The 20,939-nt window shown below is 73.8% G+C and carries 17 protein-coding genes; 11 read left to right on the forward strand and 6 right to left on the reverse strand.

What is annotated here, in order from left to right; translation table 11 throughout:
* Positions 1–177 precede the first annotated feature (177 nt).
* Together ACZ7D7_RS23400 and ACZ7D7_RS23405 are read right to left on the reverse strand one after the other, a co-directional pair.
* Positions 178–1,023: a siderophore-interacting protein gene (locus tag ACZ7D7_RS23400; RefSeq protein WP_470826709.1), complete on the reverse strand. Its 846-nt coding sequence runs from the start codon at positions 1,021–1,023 to the stop codon at positions 178–180.
* A gap of 102 nt (positions 1,024–1,125) precedes the next feature.
* Complete coding sequence (locus tag ACZ7D7_RS23405) at positions 1,126–2,055, reverse strand: 5'-3' exonuclease (RefSeq protein ID WP_470826988.1); 930 nt, start codon at positions 2,053–2,055, stop codon at positions 1,126–1,128.
* Positions 2,056–2,281: 226 nt separating this feature from the next.
* Between ACZ7D7_RS23405 and ACZ7D7_RS23410 the strand changes: the two genes are divergently transcribed.
* The 4 genes from ACZ7D7_RS23410 to ACZ7D7_RS23425 all read left to right on the forward strand — a co-directional run bounded on the left by ACZ7D7_RS23410 (position 2,282) and on the right by ACZ7D7_RS23425 (position 7,773).
* Complete coding sequence (locus tag ACZ7D7_RS23410; RefSeq protein WP_470826711.1) at positions 2,282–3,370, forward strand: quaternary amine ABC transporter ATP-binding protein; 1,089 nt, start codon at positions 2,282–2,284, stop codon at positions 3,368–3,370.
* On the forward strand, positions 3,363–5,978 hold the full coding sequence (locus ACZ7D7_RS23415) for an ABC transporter permease/substrate binding protein (RefSeq protein ID WP_470826713.1): 2,616 nt from the start codon (positions 3,363–3,365) through the stop codon (positions 5,976–5,978). Before ACZ7D7_RS23410 ends, ACZ7D7_RS23415 begins: the two co-directional genes overlap by 8 nt.
* A gap of 491 nt (positions 5,979–6,469) precedes the next feature.
* On the forward strand, positions 6,470–7,039 hold the full coding sequence (locus ACZ7D7_RS23420; RefSeq protein WP_470826714.1) for a helix-turn-helix domain-containing protein: 570 nt from the start codon (positions 6,470–6,472) through the stop codon (positions 7,037–7,039).
* Entirely contained in the window at positions 7,036–7,773 is a 738-nt protein-coding gene (locus ACZ7D7_RS23425; RefSeq protein WP_470826716.1) for a helical backbone metal receptor, read from the forward strand. The genes ACZ7D7_RS23420 and ACZ7D7_RS23425 overlap by 4 nt, the downstream gene beginning before the upstream one ends.
* On the opposite strand, the gene ACZ7D7_RS23430 is transcribed toward ACZ7D7_RS23425, so the two are convergent.
* Positions 7,682–8,842: a TDT family transporter gene (locus ACZ7D7_RS23430; RefSeq protein WP_470826717.1), complete on the reverse strand. Its 1,161-nt coding sequence runs from the start codon at positions 8,840–8,842 to the stop codon at positions 7,682–7,684. The two genes, ACZ7D7_RS23425 and ACZ7D7_RS23430, sit on opposite strands and share 92 nt — an antisense overlap.
* Before the next feature lie 71 nt (positions 8,843–8,913).
* Between ACZ7D7_RS23430 and ACZ7D7_RS23435 the strand changes: the two genes are divergently transcribed.
* Positions 8,914–9,963 (forward strand): LysR family transcriptional regulator, encoded by a 1,050-nt coding sequence (locus ACZ7D7_RS23435; protein ID WP_470826719.1) that lies wholly within the window; start codon positions 8,914–8,916, stop codon positions 9,961–9,963.
* Positions 9,964–10,039: 76 nt separating this feature from the next.
* Here the strand turns inward: ACZ7D7_RS23435 and ACZ7D7_RS23440 are convergent, their stop codons facing one another.
* Together ACZ7D7_RS23440 and ACZ7D7_RS23445 are read right to left on the reverse strand one after the other, a co-directional pair.
* A complete protein-coding gene (locus tag ACZ7D7_RS23440; protein WP_470826721.1) occupies positions 10,040–10,738 on the reverse strand; it encodes a gamma-glutamyl-gamma-aminobutyrate hydrolase family protein in 699 nt (232 codons plus the stop codon).
* Between the two features lie 127 nt (positions 10,739–10,865).
* Positions 10,866–11,594: a FadR/GntR family transcriptional regulator gene (locus ACZ7D7_RS23445; protein WP_470826723.1), complete on the reverse strand. Its 729-nt coding sequence runs from the start codon at positions 11,592–11,594 to the stop codon at positions 10,866–10,868.
* A gap of 101 nt (positions 11,595–11,695) precedes the next feature.
* Between ACZ7D7_RS23445 and ACZ7D7_RS23450 the strand changes: the two genes are divergently transcribed.
* Genes ACZ7D7_RS23450 through ACZ7D7_RS23465 form a run of 4 tightly spaced genes read left to right on the forward strand, consistent with a single transcriptional unit; the run spans position 11,696 to position 16,236 of the window.
* A complete protein-coding gene (locus ACZ7D7_RS23450) occupies positions 11,696–13,060 on the forward strand; it encodes a glutamine synthetase family protein (protein ID WP_470826724.1) in 1,365 nt (454 codons plus the stop codon).
* 8 nt (positions 13,061–13,068) lie between these two features.
* Positions 13,069–14,442 (forward strand): aldehyde dehydrogenase family protein, encoded by a 1,374-nt coding sequence (locus ACZ7D7_RS23455; RefSeq protein ID WP_470826726.1) that lies wholly within the window; start codon positions 13,069–13,071, stop codon positions 14,440–14,442.
* Positions 14,439–15,230 (forward strand): 3-oxoacyl-ACP reductase, encoded by a 792-nt coding sequence (locus tag ACZ7D7_RS23460; protein WP_470826727.1) that lies wholly within the window; start codon positions 14,439–14,441, stop codon positions 15,228–15,230. Before ACZ7D7_RS23455 ends, ACZ7D7_RS23460 begins: the two co-directional genes overlap by 4 nt.
* Before the next feature lie 28 nt (positions 15,231–15,258).
* Complete coding sequence (locus ACZ7D7_RS23465; protein ID WP_470826990.1) at positions 15,259–16,236, forward strand: DUF2510 domain-containing protein; 978 nt, start codon at positions 15,259–15,261, stop codon at positions 16,234–16,236.
* A 6-nt stretch (positions 16,237–16,242) separates the two neighbouring features.
* Here ACZ7D7_RS23465 and ACZ7D7_RS23470 read toward each other — a convergent pair whose 3' ends face one another.
* On the reverse strand, positions 16,243–17,445 hold the full coding sequence (locus tag ACZ7D7_RS23470; protein ID WP_470826728.1) for an amino acid deaminase/aldolase: 1,203 nt from the start codon (positions 17,443–17,445) through the stop codon (positions 16,243–16,245).
* A 1,386-nt stretch (positions 17,446–18,831) separates the two neighbouring features.
* Here ACZ7D7_RS23470 and ACZ7D7_RS23475 point away from each other — a divergent pair.
* Together ACZ7D7_RS23475 and mycP are read left to right on the forward strand one after the other, a co-directional pair.
* Positions 18,832–19,644: a hypothetical protein gene (locus ACZ7D7_RS23475; protein WP_470826730.1), complete on the forward strand. Its 813-nt coding sequence runs from the start codon at positions 18,832–18,834 to the stop codon at positions 19,642–19,644.
* The gene (gene mycP, locus ACZ7D7_RS23480) at positions 19,641–20,882 is read left to right on the forward strand and encodes a type VII secretion-associated serine protease mycosin (RefSeq protein WP_470826731.1); all 1,242 of its coding nucleotides are present in this window, start codon (positions 19,641–19,643) and stop codon (positions 20,880–20,882) included. Before ACZ7D7_RS23475 ends, mycP begins: the two co-directional genes overlap by 4 nt.
* The last annotated feature ends 57 nt before the right edge of the window (positions 20,883–20,939 follow it).

Raw genomic sequence — 20,939 nt, forward strand, 5'->3', positions numbered from 1 at the left:
GAGCCGACCCCCTTCGGCGGACACGGCGGCAACCGGAGACCGCCGTTCAGCTCTGAGCCCCGCGCGGTCGAGCAGCCCGCCCCCATCCGGCGAGCCCGCCCTCTCTGGCGAGCGCGCCGCCTCCGGCGAGCCCGGCCCCTCCGCCACCCCGGAGGCCGAAGAGGCGCCCCCAATGTCCTACGCCGCCGACCCCGCGCCCTCCTGCTCGGCCTCGATGCGTGCGTTCCACTCGCGCTTGGAGGCCTGCCAGCCGTCCTCGTTGTGACCGAGCCGCCAGTAGCCGGAGATCGACAGGTCCTCGCGGGCGACGCCGCGCTCGACCCGCAGCAGCCGGCGCAACCGCTTCACGAAGTGCGCCTCGCCGTGCACGAACGCGTGCACGCGGCCCGCCGGGAAGTCCAGCGCCTCCACGGCCGCCACCAGCGCCTCGCCGATGGGCCGCTCGCCGCGGTGCAGCCAGACGACATCCACGTCGGAGTCGATCTTCTGCTCCTCCTCGGGCCCGGCGACCTCGATGAAGGCGTGGGCCCGCGCTCCCCGCGGCAGCGCCTCCAGGGAGCGGGCGATCGCGGGCAGCGCGCTCTCGTCGCCGACGAGGAGGTGCCAGTCGGCGGCCGGATCGGGGGCGTAGGCGCCGCCGGGGCCCAGGAAGCGGACGGTTTCGCCCGGTCGTACGCGCGTGGCCCACGGGCCGGCGAGGCCCTCGTCGCCGTGGATGACGAAGTCGAGCGTCAGCTCCCGGTGTTCGGGATCCCAGTGGCGGACCGTGTAGGTGCGGGTGACCGGCCACTGCTCGCGGGGGAACTCGGCGCGGACGCGCTCCAGGTCGAACGGCTCCGGGTAGGTCGCGCCCCCAGCCGGGAACAGCAGCTTCACGTAGTGGTCGGTGCACGTGTCCGGCGAGAAGCCGGCGAGACCCTCACCGCCGAGCACCACGCGCTGCATGTGGGGCGTCAGCCGCTCGGTGCGGACGACCCGCGCGGCGTACGGCTTGCGCGGCTTGCGGTCCGGTCGCTCTGCCATGAGGGATCTCCCTGCTTCGTGCTTAGGGTTACCTAAGTTAGCACTTCGTTCCGGTGAAAACCCCTTCCACGATCACCTGCTGGACGCCCGCCGCGCGTGCCGTCACGCCCCGAGCGTCGTCAGCAGCCGGTGCAGCGAGCCGCCGAGGCCCCAGCGGGCCGCCAGCGCCTCCAGGGCCGCCGGGTCGCGCGGCGCGGCCGGCACGGCCGTGTCGACCTCGGGCAGCGGCACGTCGTCCGCGACCCGCACCACCTTCGGCGCGACCGCGAGATACGGCCGCGCCTCGTCCAGCCGCCTGCGCTGCGCCGGGGTCAGCTTCGCCCGCGGGTCGTCGACCGCGGCCAGGATCCCGGCGAGGTCGCCGAACTCGGCCAGCAGCTTCGCGGCCGTCTTCTCACCGACGCCCGGCACGCCCGGCAGCCCGTCGCTCGGGTCGCCGCGCAGCGTCGCCAGGTCCGCGTACCCACGTCCGTCCACTCCGTACTTCTCGCGCAGCCACGACTCGTCGGTCAGCTGGAGCGAGCCCACGCCCTTGAGCGGGTACAGCACGCGGATCCCGCGCTCGTCGTCCACCAGTTGGTACAGGTCGCGGTCGCCGGTCACGATGTCGACCGGTCCGGCGGCGCGGGCGGTGAACGTGCCGATCACGTCGTCCGCCTCGTACCCCGCGACGCCCACGCGCGCGATGCCCAGCGCGTCCAGCACGGCCTCGATGACGGGCACTTGCGGGGAGAGGGTGTCGGGCACCTCCTCCTCGTCCGGCCCCGCCGCGTGCTCCTCGGCCACCCGGTGCGCCTTGTACGAGGGGATCAGCTCGACCCGCCAGTGCGGGCGCCAGTCGGCGTCCATGCAGGCCACCAGCCGGTCGGGACGGTGGTCCTTCACCAGGCGGTCGATGAATTCGAGCAGCCCGCGCACGGCGTTCACCGGTGTGCCGTCCGGGGCGCGGACCGAGTCCGGGACTCCGAAGTAGGCGCGGAAGTAGAGCGAGGCGGTGTCGAGGAGCATCAGTCGTTCCGTCACGTTCCGCATCATGCCGCACGCCACCGACAATCACGCACGGTCACCGCCCGACCGCGTTCCGCCGGGAAACGCAGGGTAGCCGTAAACGCTGTGTGAACTCGACCACTTGTGCGTTTGTCGTGGGAGGTCGGGGGCAGGCGCCGCCTCGGAGCGATGCCGGTTGCGCGTTCAACTGTTTCAGCTGTCCGCGACCTCGTCGCTTCCTTTCCATTGCCGTCGAGACGAGAAGGTACGCGTGTCAGCGACGCTTGAGGCCGAGCACCTGTTCAAGGTGTTCGGAAGACGACCGGACGAGTCGGTCACACAGCTTCAGCAGGGGGCCGACCGGGAGGAGCTGCGCGCGGAGGGCACCACCGCCGCCGTGATCGACGCCTCCTTCGCGGTCGAGCCCGGCCAGATCTTCGTGGTCATGGGCCTGTCCGGCTCGGGCAAGTCCACCCTGCTGCGCATGCTCAACGGTCTGCTCGAACCGACCGCGGGCCACGTCCGCTTCGACGGTCAGGACCTGACCGCGCTCGGCGACCGTGAACTGCGCGAGGTCCGCTCCAAGAAGATCAGCATGGTGTTCCAGCACTTCGCGCTCTTCCCGCACCGCAGCGTGCGCGAGAACGCGGCCTACGGTCTGGAAGTGCAGGGCGTGCCCCGCGCCGAGCGCGTGCGGCGCGCCGACGAGGCGCTCGCCCTGTGTGGCCTGGCCGGCTGGGAGGACTCCTGGCCCGACGAGCTGTCCGGCGGCATGCAGCAGCGCGTCGGCCTGGCCCGCGCGCTGGCCACCGACGCGGACCTGCTGCTGATGGACGAGTCCTTCAGCGCCCTGGACCCGCTGATCCGCCGCGACATGCAGGACCAGCTGCTGGAGCTCCAGCGGTCGCTGAAGAAGACCATCGTCTTCATCACCCACGACCTCAACGAGGCCATGCGCCTCGGCGACCGCATCGCCGTCATGCGCGACGGCCGCATCGTGCAGATCGGCACCGCCGAGGACATCCTGCTGCGGCCCGCCGACGACTACGTCGCCTCCTTCACGCAGGACGTCGACCGCTCCCGCGTGCTGACCGCCGAGTCCGTCATGGACCGCGACGTCAGCGGCCACGAGGCCGACTGCGACTGCGCCACCGCGACGCCCGGCACGCCGTTCACCGACCTGTGCGCCCTCAGCGCCCGGCTGACCCACCCGGTCGCCGTCCTCGACGAGCACGACGCGGTCGTCGGGGTCGTCCCCCGGCAGCGGCTGATCGGCTTCCTCGGCGACGAGGAGGCGGCCCCCGAACCCTGCGGCTCCCCGAGCGGCAACGACGGGGAGAAGGTGACCGCCCGTGCCTAGGATCCCCTTCGGCGACTGGGTCAACAGCTCCGTCGACTGGCTGCTCGAGAACGTGGCCTGGCTGTTCGACTTCCTCAAGACGGTCTTCCTCGGCGCCTACGACGGCATCGACGCCGTCCTCCAGGCCCCCGAGCCCCTCCTGCTGGCCGGCATCTTCGCCGTGATCGCCTTCTGGCTGCGCGGCACCGTCGCCGGTGTGCTCTCCTTCGCGGGATTCGCCTTCATCGACTCCCTCGGGCTGTGGGAGAACGCGATGATGACCCTCTCCCTGGTCCTCGTCGCGACGATCATCGCGCTCGTCGTCGCCGTGCCCGTCGGCATCTGGGCGGCACGCTCCGAGCGCGTCAGCGGTGTCGTCCGGCCGGTGCTGGACTTCATGCAGACGCTGCCCGCGATGATCTACCTCATCCCGGCGATCCTCTTCTTCGGCAGCGGCGCCCCCGCGGGCATCGTCGCCACCCTGATCTTCGCGCTGGCCCCCGGCGTCCGCATGACCGAGCTGGGCATCCGGCAGGTCGACAAGGAACTGGTCGAGGCCGCCGAGGCGTTCGGCACCACGCCGCGCAACATCCTGCTGCGCGTGCAGCTCCCGCTCGCCCTGCCCACCGTGATGGCGGGCGTCAACCAGGTCATCATGCTCGGCCTGTCGATGGCCGCCATCGCCGGCATGGTCGGCGCCGACGGCCTCGGCGGCGACGTCAACGAGGCCATCGGCCAGCTCAACGTCGGTCTCGGCTCCGAGGCCGGTGTCGCGATCGTCATCCTCGCGATCTACCTCGACCGCATGACCAGCGCCCTCGGCACCCAGGTCTCCCCGCTCGGCCGCCGTGCCGCCGCCCGGGTGCGCGCCACCCAGGGCCTGAAGATCTGGTCGTACCGGCCGCGTCCGTCCGTCGCCGTGATCGGCGTCGTCGTGCTCGCCCTCGTCGCGGGCGGCATGGGCATGTTCGGCAACGCCGACAAGGGCGCCGCCACCGCCGCCGACGGCAACGTCGGCCAGGGCAAGAAGATCAGCATCGGCTACATCCCGTGGGACGAGGGCGTCGCCTCCACCTTCCTGTGGAAGGAGATCCTGGAGCAGCGGGGCTACGAGGTCGAGACCAAGCAGATGGAGGCCGGCCCGCTCTACACCTCCCTGGCGAGCGGCGACATCGACTTCCAGACGGACGCGTGGCTGCCCACCACCCACGCGTCGTACTGGAAGAAGTACGGCAAGCAGCTCGACGACCTCGGCTCCTGGTACGACGAGACGTCCCTGGAGCTGACCGTCCCGTCGTACATGAAGGACGTCGACTCGCTGGAGGACCTCAAGGGCAAGGCCGGGCAGTTCGGCGGGAAGATCACCGGCATCGAGCCCAGCGCCGGAATGATGTCCCTGCTCAAGAGCAAGGTCCTCAAGGAGTACGGCCTCGACGGCGAGTACAAGGTCGTCGACAGCTCCACCCCGGCGATGCTCGCGCAGCTCAAGCGCGCCTACGCCGACAAGAAGCCGATCGTCGTCACCCTGTGGTCCCCGCACTGGGCCTACAGCGACTACGACCTGAAGAAGCTCAAGGACCCGAAGGGCACCTGGGGCAAGGGCGACGGCGTGCACACGCTGTCCCGCAAGGGCTTCGCGGGCGACAACCCCGTCGTCGGCAAGTGGCTGAAGAACTTCACGATGACCGAGAAGCAGCTCACCAGCCTCGAAGCCGAGATCAACAAGGCCGGCAAGGGCCAGCAGCAGCAGGCGGTCAAGACCTGGCTGAAGCAGAACCCCGGCGTCGTCGACAAGCTGGCCCCGGCCGGCGACGCGGGCGGCGCCACGCCCGCCGAGGCGAAGCGTCCGGTCGACGTGGCCTGGTTCCCCTGGGACGAGGACATCGCCGTCACGTACCTGTGGAAGAACGTCCTGGAGCGGCGCGGCTACAAGCTGAACCTCAAGCAGATGGACGTCGGCCCCGTCTACACCGGCCTGGCCTCCGGCGACCTCGACCTCAACTTCGACGCCTGGCTGCCGTACGCCCAGAAGAACTACTGGGACCAGCACAAGGACAAACTCAAGGACCTCGGCACCTGGTACGAACCGACGTCCCTGGAACTGGCCGTCCCCTCGTACGTGAAGGACGTCAAGTCCCTCGCGGACCTCAAGGGCAAGGCCGACCGCTTCGACGGGAAGATCATCGGCATCGAACCCGGCACCGGCGAGATGAACCTGCTGAAGAAGGACGTCCTGCCGGGCTACGGCCTCGACAAGGAGTACAAGGTCGTCGACGGCTCCACCCCGGCGATGCTCGCGGAGCTCAAGCGCGCCTACGCCAAGAAGGAGCCGATCATCGCCGTGCTCTGGTCGCCGCACTGGGCGTACAGCGAGTACGAGCTGACCAAGCTGAAGGACGAGAAGAAGCTCTTCGGCGAGGGCAACACGATCCGCACCATCTCCAGCGAGAAGTTCCCGGAGCAGTACCCGCAGCTCACCAAGTGGATCAAGGGATTCCATATGAGTGAGGACGAGCTGGGCACGCTGGAGGCCGAGATCAACGAGCGCGGCCAGGGCAACGAGGAAGAGGCCGTCGCCGCGTGGCTGGAGGAGCACCCGGACATGGTCGAGCGGATGACCCCGCAGTGACCCCCGGCCCCGGCTCCCGGCCTCTCCGGGCCCGACACCGGGCGCGATACCGGGCGTGCCGGGTGTCCTGACGGATCCGGCACGTCCCACGAAAGGGTGGACCTCCGTCGCGCGGCTGTGCGACGGAGGTCCACCCTTTCGGTATTCCGGACAGCTTCCAAACCGGGCGCCCCGCCCGGACACCCGCCCGCCCGCCCGGCGCGTGCGGTACGGATTCGGCCAAACACGCAGCGCGACGGCCGCGCGCCGCGGGAGGGGAAACCTCCCGCAGGACGGGAACACGGAAGAGCGACCGCGCATTGACCCCACCGAACCTCCCGTCGTTCCATTGGCGCGAACCGTGGGGTCGCAACCCACGCGGCGTGACAGGCATGTGGCGGGCGCGTGAATCGGTTTGCCGAACATGCGTAGGGTGCAGAGAACCCAACAGAAGAGGCGCGCCGGCGCCGGGCGCGGATGGCGAGCGACGAGCGAAGGAGGGAGCCGGAGCGATGGGCGACCACAAAGAACAGCCCCCGCGGGTGGGCGCGGCCGTGCGGCGACGGCGCCGGGCCCTGGAGCTCACCCTCGCCGTCGTGGCCGAACGCAGCGGCCTGTCCGTGCCGTTCCTCAGCCAGATCGAGAACGAGCGGGCGCGGCCCAGCACCAGCTCCCTGGAGAAGGTCGCCGACGCGCTGCGCACCACCGCCGTCGAACTGCTCGCGGCGGCCGACCCGGCGTGCAGCGTCGACGTGGTGCGCGCCGAGACGGTCGAGGTGCTCCCGGAGCCCCGGGTGCGGTCCCTGGTGCGCGGCCACCACCAGATGCACGCCTCGGAGTTCACCGGCGACCACGACGCGGGCCGCGAATTCCAGTACCGCAACGACCAGTTGATGTACGTGGCCGACGGCGCCGTGGAGATCGAGGCCGAGGGCCGCGCCTACCGCCTCGGCCGCGGCGACACGCTCTACCTCACCGGCGGCGTGCGGCACCGCTGGCGGGCCACGGTCTCCGACACGCGGCTGCTCGTCGTCGCCGTCGCCGAGCACATCGAGGCGGTCCGGGACCGGCCCGCGCAGTGAGGGTCGTCAGCCTGGTGCCGTCCCTGACGGAGGCGGTGGCCGTCACCCTGCCCGGCGTCCTCGTCGGCGCCACCGACTGGTGCACGCACCCGGCGGACCTGGACGTCGTCCGCGTCGGCGGCACCAAGAACCCCGACGTCGCGTGCGTCCTCGCCCTCGCCCCCGACCTCGTGATCGCCAACGAGGAGGAGAACCGCGCCCCCGACCTCGACGCCCTGCGCGCGGCCGGTGTCGACGTGCTCGTGACGGAGGTGCGGGACGTGCCGGGGGCCTTCCGCGAACTGGCGCGGGTCCTGCGGGCGTGCGGGGCGGCCGGCCGGCCCCGGTGGCTGGACGAGGCCGAGGAGACCTGGTCGGCGCTGCCGCCGCCGGAGCGCCGCACGACGGCCGTCGTGCCCGTGTGGCGCCGCCCGTGGATGGTGCTCGGCCGGGACACCTTCGCCGGTGACGTGCTGGCCCGCCTCGGCGTCGACCACCTCCACGCCGGCCACGCCGAACGCTATCCGCGCATCCCCCTGGACGACCTGCTCGCGGCGGCACCCGACCTCGTCGTGCTCCCCGACGAGCCGTACCGCTTCACCGCCGACGACGGACCCGAGGCCTTCCCCGGACTGCCCTGCGCGCTGGTCGACGGCCGGCACCTCACCTGGTACGGCCCGTCGCTGGCCGAGGCGCCCCGGGTGCTGGGGCGGGCCCTGCGAGCAGCGCGCCACCGGCCAGACCGCGCACCGTAGCCACCGCGGCCGTCGCCCACGCGGCGACGAGCACGCCGTACAGGCCGACGGCGAGCGCGTCGAACACGACGAGCCCGGTGTGCCGGCCCAGCGCCGCCGCGCCCGTGACACACGTGCCGACCGGGAACGTGAACGCCCACCACGTCATCGCGAACCGCATCCCCAGCCGCCGCGCCCGCACCACGTACGCCGTCGCAAGACCGAACCAGAGCAGCGCGAACCCCGTGACCGGGACGCCGTACAGCACGACGAGCATCCCCGAGCCCTGCCCGTACGGCGCCGGCAGGCTGCCCGGAACGGCGTCCGCGAACGCGCCGACGGCGGTGGTGGACTGGCCGAGCGGACCCAGCACCAGGAACAGCGTCGGCGTCAGGGCGAGCGGCAGCGGGCCGCCGGTGAGGAGTCGGCCGAAGACGACCGGCAGCATGAGCAGCGTCGCGAGCAGGCTCACCCCGAACAGCGCGAGACAGCCGAGCAGCAGGGTCTCCCGCAGCGGGCCCCCGGGCAGGTGAGCCACCAGCGGCGGCCCGAGCGCGGCCGACACCATCGGCGCGACCAGCGGCAGCAGCCACACCGGCGTCGCCTGCCCCGGCTCCACCCGGTGACGCACGGCCATCAGGTACGGCACGGCCACGGCCGCCACCAGCCCGACCGCCGCGCCGGCGGTGAACAGCACCGCGTCCAGGGCGAGGGCCGCGCGCAGGCCGGTCCAGTCGCGTCCGGCGGCGAGTGCGCCGCCGCCGACGGCCGACAGGGCCATCGAGAGGCAGCCGTAGAACGGCGCCGTGGCCGGGTCGAGGAGGTGGGCGCGGGCCTGGTCCCGGTGGTGGCGCCAGTGCAGGGCCCGGGCGCCGAGGAGCGCGACCAGCAGGACGAGGGACAGCGCCCAGGCCGCCGCGCAGGCGGTGCGCAGGCCGGGGAGGGGCAGCGGGAGCGCGGAGCCGGCCAGGGCGAGGGCGGCGGTGCCCATGACGGCGGCGTACCAGTTGGGCCCGAGGTGACGGACGGCGGCGGCGCGCGGGGGACGTGCGGTGGCACGGGGGAGGAGCGGTGGGGCGGCGGTGACCATGGCCTCCACGGTCGCGCCCGGCGTCCGCCATCACCAGGGAGGATGTCTCTATGGCAACATAAGCTGGACTTATGAGCAGGAGTAGGAGCAGCGACGGCGCGAGCACCCCGGACACGACGGGAACGCCGCACACGAACGGCAGCGCGGACGCGAACGGCACCACGGACGCGAACGGCAGCGCGGACGCGACCGACGCGGTGGGGGAGCACGACGCCTCCCGGTCGGCCGCCGGGCCGCTCGCGCACCGGGTGCCCGACCTCGGAGCGCTGGAACTGCTCCTGGCCGTCGCGCGGCTCGGCAGCCTCGGCGGCGCCGCACGCGAACTCGGCATCACCCAGCCCGCCGCCAGCAGCCGCATCCGGTCGATGGAACGCCAGCTCGGGGTGGCCCTCGTGGACCGCTCGCCGCGCGGCTCCCGGCTCACCGACGCGGGCGCCCTCGTCACCGACTGGGCGCGGCGGATCGTGGAGGCCGCCGAGGCGTTCGACGCCGGGGCGCAGGCGCTGCGCGACCGGCGCGACTCCCGGCTGCGGGTGGCGGCCAGCATGACGATCGCCGAGTACCTGCTGCCGGGCTGGCTGCTCGCGCTGCGCGCCCAGCGCCCGGACACGGCGGTGTCGCTGCTCGCCGGGAACTCGGCGGCCGTCGCGCAGCGCCTGCTGTCGGGCGAGGCGGACCTGGGCTTCGTGGAGGGACTGTCGGTCCCGGCCGGCCTGGACTCCGCCGTCATCGCCCACGACCGGCTGATCGTCGTCGCCGCGCCCCGCCATCCCTGGGCCCGCCGCCGCAAGCCGCTCGACGCGCAGGAGTTGGCGACGACGCCGCTGATCCTGCGCGAGAAGGGCTCCGGCACCCGGCAGGTCCTGGACGCGGCCCTGGGCGGCCTGGCGCGCCCGCTGATCGAGCTGTCTTCCACGACGGCCGTGAAGGCGGCGGTGGTCAGCGGAGCGGGCCCGGCGGTCCTGAGCGAACTCGCGGTCGGCGAGGAGCTGGCGATGCGCCGGCTGGTGCGCGTCCCGGTGGACGGCATCACCCTGGCACGGGACCTCCGCGCGGTCTGGCCGACGGGCCACCGCCCGACGGGCCCGGCCCGCGACCTGCTGTCCCTGACGCGCGGCTAGCCGAACGCGCCACCGCGGCAGGCCACGCGGGCGGGGCACGCGCGGTCGTGTGCCGCCCGCGCGTCAGGCGGACCGGTCACCCGCGGTCGCGGGCCGCCCGTACCAACCCCCGCATCACCCGCAGGTCCGTCCCCATCTCCGGATGCCACTGCACGCCCAGCGTCCACCCCGCCGCCGACGGAAGTTCCAGCGCCTCCGCCGTGCCGTCCTGCGCCCGCGCCGACACCACGAGTCCGTCCCCGAGCCGGTCCACCGACTGGTGGTGGTACGTCGGGACGACCGTCTCCTCCGGGACCAGCGCGGCGTACCGCGTCCCCGGCACCGGCTTCACCGGGTGCCCGCCGAACACCCCCACCACCTCCGCGTGCCCCTCCAGGTGCTGGACGAGCGTGCCCCCGAGGGCGACGTTCAGCAGCTGCATCCCGCGGCAGATCCCCAGCAACGGCACGCCCGCCTCCAACGCCGCCCCGATCAGCGCCAGTTCCCACGCGTCCCGCTCCGTGGCCGGCGGTCCCGTACGCGGGTCGCGGTCCGCCCCGTAGCGCGCCGGGTCCACGTCCGGACCGCCGGCGATCACGACCCCGTCGAGGCGGGCCACCGTCGCCGCGGCGTGTTCCGGCGCGTCCGGCGGCAGCATCGCGGCCAGACCGCCCGCCCGCTGCACCAGCCGCGGATACCCGGCCGGCAGCAGCGCCGCCTCCAGCTCCCACACGCCCCAGCGCGCCCCGGCCTCCAGATACGTACTGACGCCGATCAGCGGCCGCCGTCCGGTCACCTCGACCCTCCCTGCGATGGCGAAAAGCAACGGAAATCAATGGAAAGCGATAAAAGGCGATAAAAAGCAAGGGGAAATCAATGGTGTGAACCAGTACCTTTAACGGCGTCCATGCCGCGCGGCCGGTTCACGTGAGGAATCCGCGCAGCAGCGCAGCCGTCCCGCCGCAGTGCTCCCGCATCATCTCCCGCGCCCCGTCCACGTCCCCGTCGAGCACCGCCTCGACCAGCGCCGTGTGCTGCCGCTGCGAGTGCTCCAGGTTGCGCACCAGCAGCGGAATGCAGTCCAGCAGGTCGTTCAGCGTCGCGCGGACCGCCGCGTACTGCGCCGCCAGTGTCGGCGATCCGCACAGCTCCGCGAGCGTCAGGTGCAGCATCGTGTCCAGACGCCGGTACTCGGCGAGCGGCGCGTCGTGCGTGCGGTCCAGGGCCTCCCGCAGCCGCGCCGCCCGCGCGCCGTCCAGCCCGTGTGCCGCGCACAGCCCGGCCGCGCCCACCTCCAGCACCTCACGGAACCGCAGCACGTCCTCCACGTCGACCTCGGCGACCCGACGCCGCAGCGCCTCCTCGCCGGGGTCGGCCCGCCGCGGCAGCACGAACGTCCCGCCGTACCGCCCGCGCCGCGACTCCAGCAGGCCCTGGTCCTGGAGCACCTTCAGGACCTCCCGCAGCGTCACCCGGCTGATCCCCAGCCGCTCCGCCAGCTCCCGCTCCGCCGGCAGCCGCCCGCCCTCCGGCACCAGTCCGAGCCGCACCACCTGGAGGATCTGCTCCAAAGCCTCCTCGAAGCCGTTGCCCGCCCGCACCGGCCGCAGCACCGGCGTCAGACCGTCCCCGCCGCCCGGTTCCTCCCGCATACGGCCGTGCCCCCTTCCCAAGCAAAGGTCCTCGGCAATACCTTATGGATCACGACCTTATGGCTCATGGCGGCGACGAAGAAGCCCAAGGAGGCTCTCCCGTGGCAGACCGCACACCCCCGCTCGGCATCGAGGAACTGCACGCCCTCGTCGCGGGCGGTGACATCGACACGGTCGTGCTGGCGTTCCCCGACATGCAAGGGCGGCTTCAGGGCAAGCGGTTCGCCGCGCGCTTCTTCCTCGACGAGGTCCTCCACCACGGCACCGAGGGCTGCAACTACCTCCTCGCCGTCGACGCCGACATGAACACCGTCGACGGCTACGCCATGTCCTCCTGGGACCGCGGCTACGGCGACTTCGCCATGCACCCCGACCTGTCGACGCTGCGCCGCGTGCCCTGGAACGAGGGCACCGCCCTGCTCGTCGCCGACCTCGCCTGGAGCGACGGCTCCCCGGTCGCCGCCGCGCCCCGCCAGATCCTGCGCCGCCAGCTCGACCGCCTCGCCGAGCACGGCCTCACCGCACAGGTCGGCACCGAGCTGGAGTTCATCGTCTTCAAGGACACCTACGAACAGGCCTGGGACGCCGGCTACCGGGGCCTGACCCCGGCCAACCAGTACAACGTCGACTACTCCGTCCTCGGCACCGGCCGCGTCGAGCCCTTGCTGCGCCGCATCCGCAACGAGATGGCCGCCGCCGGCCTCACCGTCGAGTCCGCCAAGGGCGAGTGCAACCCCGGCCAGCACGAGATCGCCTTCCGCTACGACGAGGCCCTCGTCACCTGCGACCAGCACGCCGTCTACAAGACCGGCGCCAAGGAGATCGCCGCCCAGGAGGGCGTGTCGATCACCTTCATGGCCAAGTACAACGAGCGCGAGGGCAACTCCTGCCACATCCACCTCTCGCTCGCCGACACCGACGGCACCAACGTCATGGCCACCGGCCCCGGCACCGAGATGTCCGACGTCATGCGGCACTTCCTCGCCGGACAGCTCGCCGCGCTGCGCGACTTCGCCCTGCTCTACGCGCCCAACATCAACTCCTACAAGCGGTTCCAGCCGGGCTCCTTCGCGCCCACCGCCGTCGCCTGGGGCCACGACAACCGCACCTGCGCGCTCCGCGTCGTCGGCCACGGCCGCTCCCTGCGCTTCGAGAACCGGCTGCCCGGCGGCGACGTCAACCCGCACCTCGCCGTCGCCGGCATGGTCGCCGCCGGACTGCACGGCATCGAGCAGCGCCTCGAACTGCCCGAACCCTGCCCGGGAAACGCCTACGCCGCCGACTTCGCGCACGTCCCGACCACGCTGCGCGAAGCCGCCGAACTGTGGGAGAACAGCCCCCTCGCCAAGGCCGCCTTCGGCGACGAGGTCGTCGCCCACTACCGCAACATGGCGCGCGTCGAACTCGACGCCTTCGACGCCGCGGTCACCGACTGGGAACTGCGCCGCTCCTTCGAACGCATGTGAGGCCCTCCTTGTCCGACCAGCTCCAGGTGGTCAACCCGGCCACCGAAGAGATCGTCGCCACCGTCCCCGCCGCGACCGCGGCCGACGTCCACACGGCCGTGGAACGCGCCGCGCGCGCCCAGACCCGCTGGGCCGGCCTCGCGCCGGGCGACCGCGCCCGCCTGCTGCGCCGCTTCGCCACCGCCGTGGACGAACACCTCGAAGAACTGGCGCGGTTGGAGGTCAGGGAGGCGGGCCACCTGATCGGCAACGCCCGCTGGGAGGCCGGCAACGTCCGCGACCTGCTCGACTACGCGGCCGGGGGAGTGGAACGGCTGACCGGCCGTCAGATCCCCGTCGCGGGCGGACTCGACGTCACGATCCTCGAACCGCTCGGCGTCGTCGGCGTCATCGCCCCCTGGAACTTCCCGATGCCGATCGCGGCCTGGGGCGCGGCGCCCGCGCTCGCCGCAGGCAACGCGGTCCTCCTCAAGCCCGCCGAGACGACACCCCTGACCGCCCTGCGCCTGGCCGAACTCGCCCTGGAGGCAGGACTCCCCGAAGGCCTCTTCCAGGTGCTCCCCGGCCACGGCCCCGTCACCGGCGCCGCCCTCGTGGACCACCCCGGCGTCGCCAAGATCGTGTTCACCGGGTCCACGGCCGTGGGCAAACAGGTGCTGGCGAAGGGCTCGGCCCAGCTCAAGCGCGTCACCCTGGAACTCGGCGGCAAGAGCCCCAACATCGTCTTCGCCGACTCCGACCTGGAGGCCGCCGCCGCGGCAGCACCCATGTCCTTCCTCGACAACTCCGGCCAGGACTGCTGCGCCCGCACCCGCATCCTCGTCCAGCGCTCCGTCCACGACCGCTTCCTCGAACTCCTCGCGCCCGCGGTCGAGTCGGTCCTCGTCGGCGACCCGGCCGACGAGAACACCGCGATGGGCCCGCTCATCTCCCGCACCCAGCTGGACCGCGTGCGCGCGTACGTCCCCGACGACCTGCCCGGCATCCGCGGCAAGGCCCCCGAGGGCCCCGGCTTCTGGTTCCCGCCGACCGTCCTCACCGGCGTCGACCCGCACGCGCGCGTGGCCGTCGAGGAGGTCTTCGGCCCCGTCGCCGTCGTGCTGCCCTTCGAGGACGAGGCGGAGGCCGTCGAGCTGGCCAACGCGACCGCGTACGGCCTCTCCGGCTCCATCTGGACCCGTGACGTGGGCCGCGCCCTGCGCGTCTCGGGGGCCGTCCGCGCGGGCAACCTGTCCGTCAACTCCCACTCCAGCGTCCGCTACTGGACCCCGTTCGGCGGCTTCAAGCAGTCCGGCATCGGCCGCGAACTGGGCCCGGACGCCCTGACCGCCTTCACCGAGACCAAGAACGTCTTCATCAGCACGGAGGGCCCCGCACAGTGACCTCATCGACCTCTGACCCCGTCTGCCGCCGCCTGGTCGGCCGCACCGCCGTCGTCACCGGAGCCGGCAGCGGCATCGGCCTCGCCACCGCCCGCCGGCTCGCCTCCGAGGGCGCCCACGTCGTCTGCGGCGACGTCGACGAGACCCGCGGCAAGGCGGCGGCCGAGGAGACCGGCGGCATCTTCGTCAAGGTCGACGTCACCGACCCCGAGCAGGTCGAGGCGCTGTTCAAGACGGCGTACGACACCTACGGCAGCGTCGACGTCGCCTTCAACAACGCCGGGATCTCCCCGCCCGACGACGACTCCATCCTGGAGACCGGCCTGGACGCCTGGAAGCGCGTCCAGGAGGTCAACCTCACCTCCGTCTACCTGTGCTGCAAGGCCGCCATCCCGTACATGCGCCGCCAGGGCAAGGGCTCCATCATCAACACGGCGTCCTTCGTGGCGAGGATGGGCGCGGCCACCTCGCAGATCTCGTACACCGCGTCCAAGGGCGGCGTGCTCGCCATGTCCCGTGAACTGGGCGTGCAGTTCGCCCGCGAGGGCATCCGCGTCAACGCCCTGTGCCCGGGCCCGGTCAACACCCCGCTCCTCCAGGAGCTGTTCGCCAAGGACCCGGAGCGCGCCGCGCGGCGCCTGGTGCACATCCCGCTCGGCCGGTTCGCCGAGGCCGACGAGATCGCCGCCGCCGTCGCCTTCCTCGCCAGCGACGACTCGTCCTTCGTGAACGCCACCGACTTCCTGGTCGACGGCGGAATCTCGGGGGCGTACGTGACGCCGCTGTAGAGGGTCTGACTACAGTGCCGGGATGAGCATGACGCCGCCGCCCGGCTGGTACCGCGACCCGTCCGGCCCGCACCAGGAACGCTGGTGGGACGGCACGGCCTGGACCGAGCACCGGCGCGCGCCGGAGGCGGCGGCACCGCCCGCGCCGCCGCCGGCCCCGCCGGGAGCCCCCGTGCCGCCGGGAGCCCTCGCCCCGCCGGGAGCCTCCGTGCCGCCCGCCGCCTCCGGCAGCCGGGCCGGGGCCGTCGCCATGACCACCGCCGGTGCCGTCCTCGTCGCCGTAGTCGTCACGGGCGCGGTCCTGCTGGGCAAGGACGACGGCGACCCCGGTACACAGAACCCGCCGCGGACCGCCCCCACCGTGTCGTCCTCCGCCGCGCCGACGGACGACCCCACCACGCCGTCCCCGTCCCCCGCCACGTCCGCCGCCGAGGACCCCAACCGCGTCGTGGACGAACTCAACGGCATCACCCTGCCGCTCCTCGACGGCTGGATCCGCCCGGAGCACGTCTCCCAGGACGACGTCGTCATGACCAGGGACGGCACCTACGACTGTCCCGGCGACGGCGGCCTGTGCCGGCACGGCCTCGTCATCTCCCGCACGATCACCGCCAACGACGAGCGCTCGCCCCGGGCTCTGGCCCGCGAGGACATCTCCGACGCGGCCGACGACGCCTACGACCGCGACATCCTCGACCGCCGGCCCTACGGCGGCATCGAGTCCCACGAGGAGATCGCGGCCGGCCCCGTCGCGGTCGCGGGACGCGCCGGGTACTTCGTGCGCTGGCGGGTGACGACAGCGAAGGGCCCCGGCGGCTACGTGCAGTCGCTGGTGTTCCCCTCCACCGTCGGCACCGAGTCGCCCGTCCTCGTCCGCTACGTCTTCGACGCGGGCGAGGACGGCCCGCCGCTCGCCGACATGGACCGCATCACCAAGGGCATACGGCCGGCCGACGACGCGTCCACCGGCGGCGGCGTCGGAAGCAGCATCGGCCCCACCGACTGACGGCCCTCAGAGGAAGGTGCGCCCCTCGCCGCGATACGTCGGCACGGACCCCGTCACCACGTCGCCCTCCACCAGGTGCAGCGTCTCGAACCGCTCGCACAGCTCGCCCGCCTTGGCGTGCCGGAACCACACCTTGTCGCCGACGAGGAGATCGTCGGCGGGCGAGCCGACCAGCGGCGTCTGCACCTCGCCCGCGCCCTCCTGCGGGTCGTACCGCAGCCCTTCCGGCAGATACGGCACCGGCAGCCGGTCCGGACCGGCCGCCCCCGATGCCGGGTAGCCGCCGCCGAGCACCGTCACCACCCCGACACCCGGACGCCGCACCACCGGCTGCGCGAACAGCGCGGCCGGCCGGCCCGTGAACGACGTGTAGTTGTCGAACAGCCGCGGCACGTACAGCCCCGACCCGGCGGCGACCTCCGTCACCGCGTCCTCGGCCGCCGTGTGCTGCACACTGCCCGTGCCGCCGCCGTTGACGAACTCCAGGTCCGGCACCACGGCCCGCACCGCCCGCACCGCCGCCGCACGCCGCTCCGCGAGCTCCCGGCGCGCCGCGGCCTGCATCAGCCGCACGGCCCGCGACCGCAGCGGCCGCCCGGCCACCGCGTCCCCGACACCGGCGACATGACCCTCGTACGCCATGATCCCGACGACCTTGCAACCCGGCCGCCGGGCCACCGCGCGCGCCAGGTCGGCCAGCCGCGCCGGGGAGTGCAGCGGGGAGCGCAGCGCGCCGACCCGCACCCGCCCGCCGAACAGCCTCAGCGAGGTGTCCAACTCCAGGCACACGCGCACCACTTCGCGCCCGCCGTCACGGGATGCGTCGATCAGGTCGAGCTGCGCCGGGTCGTCCACCAGCACGGTCACGGCGGCGGCGAGTTTGGGGTCCTGGGCGAGCTCCGCGAAACCGGCGCGGTCGGCGGACGGGTAGGCGAGCAGGACGTCGTCGAATCCGGAGCGGGCCAGCCACAGGGACTCGGCCAGCGTGAACGACATGATCCCCGCGAAGCCGTCCCGGGCCAGGGCCCGTTCGAGCAGGGCACGGCAGCGCACGGACTTGCTGGCGACCCGGACCGGCTTCCCGCCGGCCCGGCGGACCAGGTCGTCGGCGTTGGCGTCGAACGCCTCCAGGTCCACGATCGCGAGAGGAGCGTCGAGATGGGCGGTGGCCCGGTCGTAACGAGCCCGGTCGGCGGAGCGTGCGGTCATGACCGCAGCCTGCCAGAAGGGATTACCGCAGGGTAGGGGGACGTTCCCGGGCAGATGCCCCGGTGCCGCGGACTGGTTCCCGCTCCGGTGCCGACACGCCGTAGAGTGACGCGCACGCACGCGGAACGCCACCCGCCGCAACCGCGCGGGGTGCCGGCACGCGCGCGCGGGTATGCGTGCCCGAGGGCCGCGGCGGTGCCCGCTGGACGGTACGGGGCCCGGGCACGGGACGGCACGACCCGGGGACGAGGAAACGGGGGGCGGATGAGCACGGAAGCGCGGCGCGCCTCCACACCTTCCTCGCCCGCGAACGCGACCCCCGACGACCGGGACGCTCCCGCGGCCCGCCCGGAAACCGTCACCGGCCCCACCGCCGTCCCCGCCCCACCGGCCCCGAAGGCCTCGGCCCGCTTCCCGGACACGGCCCCGACGGTGGGCCGGACCACCCCACCCGAAACCCCGGCCGACCGCCCCGCCTCCTCACCGGCCCCGCCCGCCGGCGACACCCGCTTCGGAATGCCGGGTGGTGGTCCGGCCCGCCTTGAACCGCCGGCCGGCGGCCCTGCCCCGTCACCGGCCCCGCCCGCGGGCGACACCCGCTTCGGAATGCCGGGTGGTGGTCCGGCCCGCCTTGAACCGCCGGCCGGCGGCCCTGCCCCGTCACCGGCCCCGCCCGCCGGTGACACCCGCTTCGGAATGCCGGGTGGTGGTCCGGCCCGCCTTGAAACGACGGGCGACGGCCCTGCCTCTTCACCGGCCTCGCCCGCCGGCGACACCCGCCTCGCGATGCCGGGCGGTGGCGCCGCCCGCCCCGCAACGTCGGGCGGCGGCGCCGTACCGCCTCAGCCGGCCGGCCGCCCGCCGGTACCCCCGCGTCCGCGTTGTCCGGCCGCTCCACCTGCCGCTCCACCGTCGGCTGCGGACCCGGCCCGGCGGTCGGCCGTACCGCCGCATCCGGCCCGCCCGGCCAATCCGGCGCCCGCCGACCCGCCCCGGCGCCCCGCCGTGCCTCCCCGCCCGGCGGGCCGGCCCGCCGCGCCCGCCGAGACGCCCAGCGAGACCACCACCCGGCTGCGTCCGGTCCCTCCGGGCCCGGAGACCGGCCCGGAGACCGGCCCGGGGGCCGTACCTGGCGGCCGCACCTCGTCCGGCACCGGGTCGTTCCGCACCCCGGAGACGCCTTCGGCGCCGCCCAGTGGCCGGTCCGGCACCGGGTCGTTCCGCACGCCGGACGCGCCCTCCGTACCCCCCGGCGCCCAGCCCCGCACTGTGCCCCCTCGCACGCCCCCCGCCCCTCCCGGCGTCCCGCCCACCCCGCCTGACCCCTCCCTCGCCTGGAGCGCGCCCACGGGGGTCCCCCGTGGGGGCACCGGCGCGCGCCCCGCCGTGTCGTTCGCGGTGCCCGAGGGGTACGACGATCAGGCCCGGCCCCGGGTGCTCGGCGCGGCCCGGCGGTCGCGGACCGCTGCCGCCGCCGTGTGTCTCGTGCTCGGCCTCGGGCTCATCGGCGGTGCCGTCACCGGCAGTTGGCTCGCGGGTGAGCCCGGTGACGGCGGCGCGCGCGAGACGTACGAGGCCGCCGGTGGGCTGTGGCACAGCGTCCCCGTCGACCAGCTCTTCCCGCCCACCGTGGACGGCCGCGGCGCCGGACCCGGCGGAGCCGACCGCACCTGGACCCGTGTCGCCGTCGCCCCCGACAGCGGCTGCAAGGACGCCTTCGACCCCCTGCTCCGCAAGGCCCTCGCCCCCGTCGGCTGCCGCCGCCTGCTGCGCGCCACGTACACCGACGCCACCCAGAGCCACGTCACCACCGTCGGCCTGCTGTTCACCGACGCCGACGCCGCCGCCATGACCACCCTCGCCGGCCGCTTCCGCAAGGACGGCCTCGACAGCCGCACCGACCTCATGCCGCTCCCGTACGCCGCCGAGGACACCCCCGCCGCACGCTTCGGCGCCGAGCAGCGCGCCGCCTGGGAGATCTCCGTCCTCACCGACGCCCCCGTCGTCGTGTTCGCCGTCTCCGGCTGGGCCGACGGCCGCACGGTCGACAAACCGCTGCCCGCCGAGGAGGCCATGAAGACCGGCACCACCGCGGCCCCCGCCCAGGCCGGCCTCGGCCACGAGGCGCGCGGCCTCGCAGACCGCGTCGAGCGCGGCCTGCGCAAGACCGTCGGCCGGACCACGGAGCAGCCGTCATGACCCGTCGCCCAGTGGCCCCGGTGGTCCCGGCGGCCCCAGTGCGCCCGGTGGCCCCGGTGGTCTCCCGCCGGGCGGCGACCCTGCTCGCGCCGCTCCTCGCCGCCGCCCTCGCCCTGATCCCGGGCACCGCCCACGCCGACGGCATCCGCGCCCAGCAGTGGGCCCTCGACGCCATGCACACCCAACAGGCCTGGCGCACCACCAAGGGCGAGGGCGTCACCGTCGCGGTCCTCGACACCGGCGTCGACGCCGACCACCCCGACCTCCGGGGCAACGTCCTCACCGGCAAGGACATGGTCGGCTTCGGCGCGAAGCGCGGCGACCGCGCCTGGGCCCGGCACGGCACCGCCATGGCCGGCATCGTCGCGGGCCACGGACACGGCAGCGGCGGCGACGAGGGCGTCATGGGCATCGCGCCCGAGGCGAAGATCCTCCCGGTCCGCGTGATCCTGGAGGACGGCGACCCCTCCCGCGCCAAGGCCCGCAAGACCCGCGGCAACGCCCTCGCCGAGGGCATCCGCTGGGCCGCCGACCACGGCGCCGACGTCATCAACCTCTCCCTCGGCGACGACTCGGCCTCCGCGCACCCCGAACCCGCCGAGGACGAGGCCATCCAGTACGCCCTGAAGAAGGGCGTGGTCGTCGTCGCCTCCGCCGGCAACGGCGGCGAGAAGGGCGACCGCATCTCCTACCCGGCCGCCTACCCGGGCGTGATCGCCGTGACCGCCGTCGACCGCTACGGCACCCGCGCCTCCTTCTCCACCCGCCGCTGGTACGCCACGGTCAGCGCCCCCGGCGTCGACGTCGTCATCGCCGACCCCGACCGCAAGTACTACGAGGGCTGGGGCACCAGCGCCGCCGCCGCGTTCGTCTCCGGCGCCGCCGCCCTGGTGACCGCCGCCCACCCGGACCTGACCCCGGCGCAGGTCAAGGACCTCCTGGAGGACACCGCCCGCAACGCCCCCGCCGGCGGCCGCGACGACTCACGCGGCTTCGGCTTCGTCGACCCGGCCGCCGCGATCGAGGCGGCGGGCGCGCTGAAGCCCGAACGGCTGCGCCCGGCGGCGTACGGCGAGAAGTACTTCGGCCCCGGCCCGGACGCCGCCGCCTCCGCCGACGACACCGCCGACTGGGCCGCCCCGCTCGCGGGCAGCGCGGGCGCCGTGCTGCTGGTCATGGCGGTGGTGATGTGGCGCGCCCGCCGCACCCCCGTCACCTGGTCCCCGGACCGGCACTGAGGCCTGTCGTCCGGATCGGCCCGGCAGCCCCGTACGGCGCCCCACGGCGCCCCCGAT

It is taken from the genome of Streptomyces sp. NPDC037054, from assembly GCF_055606745.1.